Annotated in this window: 2 protein-coding genes; both read left to right on the plus strand. The window is 73.9% G+C overall.

Features of this window, described 5'->3' with window-relative positions:
- The coding region (locus tag AC1ROY_RS33915; RefSeq protein WP_493153370.1) for a type I secretion system permease/ATPase at positions 1-1,694 on the plus strand (1,694 nt) is incomplete at its 5' end.
- Positions 1,694-2,976, plus strand: a 1,283-nt coding sequence (locus AC1ROY_RS33920) for an HlyD family type I secretion periplasmic adaptor subunit (protein ID WP_493153371.1), incomplete at its 3' end; no start/stop codon positions are given. The genes AC1ROY_RS33915 and AC1ROY_RS33920, both read left to right, overlap by 1 nt.

Raw genomic sequence — 2,976 nt, forward strand, 5'->3', positions numbered from 1 at the left:
TCCGCCGTTGTCGTGCGTATTTTGGTGTGGTGGGTGTGTTCTCGGGCGTGGTGAACCTGCTTCAGCTGACGGTGTCGATTTACATGATGCAGGTGTTCGACCGTGTCCTGGCGACGCGGAACCTGGACACTCTGCTGTATCTCACGTTGCTGGCGTCCTTCGCCCTGGTGGTCCTTTCGGTCCTGGAGTTCTGCCGCGGCGTGGTGATGCAGCGGGTCGCGGCCTGGATCGAGGCGCGCGTCGCCCCCGAGGGCTTCGCCCGCGCCATCGAGGCCCAGCTGCGCGGCCTCCCCTACCGCATGGAGGCGCTGCGCGACCTCGGCCTGTGCCGCGGCTTCCTCGGCGCCCCCGGCATGCTCGCCCTCTTCGACCTGCCCTGGGTCCCGGTCTACCTCGCCATGATCTTCCTCCTCCACCCGCTCATGGGCGCCATCGCGCTCGCCGGCGCCCTCCTCCTCCTTGCCCTCGCGCTGGCCAACGAGGCGCTCACCGCCCGCGCCCTCCAGCAGTCCGGCCTCGCCGCCCTGCAGAACCACCGACGCGCCGAGGCCGTCGCCCGCAACGCCGAGGTCATCGACAGCATGGGCATGATGCCCGCGCTCACCGCCCGCTGGCGCCGCGCCCATCTCGACGCCCAGGCCCCCCAGGACCAGGCCGCCGACCGCGCCGCCGCCTGCCTCGCCCTCACGAAACTCCTCCGCCTCCTCCTCCAGCTCGCCGTGCTCGGCGTCGGCGCCTGGCTCGTCCTGCAGCAGCAGCTCACCGCCGGAGCCTCCATCGCCGCCTCCATCGTCATGGGACGCGCGCTGGCCCCCGTCGAGCAGGTCGTCGGCGGATGGAAGCAGCTCGTCCAGGCCCGACAGGCGCTCCGCCGCCTGCAGTCCTTCCTCGCCCTCCCCCGCCTGCGCCCGCCCGGCCTGCCCCTCCCCGCCCCCCAGGGCGCGCTGCAGATCGACCGCATCTCCTATGCCCTGCCCGGCCAGCACGCCCCCCTCATCAAGGGCGTCGCCCTCGCCCTCGCCCCCGGCGAGAGCCTCGCCGTCATCGGGCCCTCCGGCGCCGGCAAGACCACCCTGCTGCGCCTCGTCATCGGCACCCTGCCCCCCTCCATCGGACAGGTCCGCCTCGACGGCGCCGACGTCTTCCTCTGGCAGCGCGAGGATTTCGGCCGACACCTCGGCTACCTCCCCCAGGACGTCGAGCTCTTCGAGGGCACCGTGCTGGAAAACATCGCCCGCATGGGCGAGGCCACCTCCCCCGACGCCGTCTACGAGGCCGCCCGCCTCGCCGGATGCCACGAGATGATCCTGCGCCTGCCCCAGGGCTACGAGACCGAGATCGGCGAGGGCGGCGCCCATCTCTCCGGCGGACAGCGCCAGATGATCGGCCTCGCCCGCGCGCTGCACGGCAGCCCCCGCCTCGTCGTCCTCGACGAGCCCAACTCCAACCTCGACGGCGAGGGCGAGCTCGCCCTGGCCCGTGCGCTGGAGCACCTCAAGGCCCGACGAACCACCGTCGTCCTCGTCTCCCACCGCCCCGCCCTGGTGAACCAGGTCGACAAGGTCCTCGTCCTGCGCGACGGCGCCGCCGAGATGTTCGGGCCCCGCGCCGAGGTCCTCAAGCGCCTCATGGCGCCCGCCCACCCCCTGGCCAAACCGCCCATCGAACTGGTCCCCGCCGGAGCCCGCGCCTGATGTCCGCCGCCATCCTGATCGCCACGCCCGACGCCACGCCCGACCGGCCCCGCGCCGGCCTCGCGCTGACCCTCGGCCTCGTCACCCTCGTCGGCTTCGGGGGAGGCTTCATGGCCTGGGCCACCCTCGCCCCCCTCGCCGAGGCCGCCCTCGCCCCGGGCCTCATCAAGGTCGAGGGCACCCGCCGCACCCTGCAGCACCTCGAGGGCGGCCTCGTCCAGGAGATCCTCGTCCGCGACGGCGACCGCGTCCGCCAGGGCCAGGTCGTCCTGCGCCTCGACGACATCCAGTCCGGCGCCACCCGCCTCGCCGCCCAGGCCCAGCGCGCCGCCCTCCTCGCCCAGCAGGCCCGCCTCGCCGCCGAGCTCGCCCGCGCCACCGAGATCCGCTTTCCCCCGGACCTGCTGGCCGCCTCGGCCGACCCCCGCGTGGCCGAGGCGCTGGCCGGCCAGCGCGCGCTGTTCCAGGCCCGCCAGGCCGCCCTCGACAGCCAGCTCGCCGTGCTCGCCCACCGCCGCGACCAGGCCCAGGCCAACATCGCCTCCGCCCGAGGCCAGATGGAGGCCGCCCAGCGCCAGATCCTCCTGCTCCGCCAGGAAGAGGCCATGCGCCGCGACCTCGTCCGCCAGGGCCTCGCCCGCCTGCCCGAGCTGCTGGCCCTGCAGCGCTCCCTCGCCGGCGTCGAGGGCACCGTCGCCGACCTCCAGGGCCAGATCCGCCGCGCCCAGGCCGCCATCCAGGAGGCCGAGAGCCAGGGGCAGGGCGCGGTGGACCAGCGCCTCCAGGAGGCCAGCACCGAGGCCCGCGACGTCGCCGGGCGCCTCGCCGAGGCCGAGGAGCGGTTGAGGGCCGCGGCCGACGTCTCCACCCGCCGCGACATCCTCGCCCCGGAGGACGGGACCATCGTCAACCTGCGGGTGTTCAACCTCGGCGCCGTGCTGCGCGCCGGCGATCCCATCATGGAGCTGGTGCCCGCCCAGGACCGCCTCGTCGCCGAGGTCCAGGTCCAGCCCACCGACATCGACGTCGTCTATCCCGGCCTGCCCGCCGAGATCCGCCTGCCGGCCTTCCGGCAGAGGCTCGTGCCCGCGCTGCACGGGCACGTGACCTTCGTCGCCGCCGACGTGACCGTGGACCAGCAGACCCGCGCCTCGCATTACCGCGCCCAGATCCAGGTCGACCCGGATCAGATGGCGCGACTGCCGGGCGTCACCCTCACACCAGGCATGCCCGTCGAAGCCCATATCAGCCTCGGACAGAGAACCTTCTGGAACTACCTCGC

It is taken from the genome of Roseococcus sp. GW821-FHT12F05, assembly GCF_058806835.1.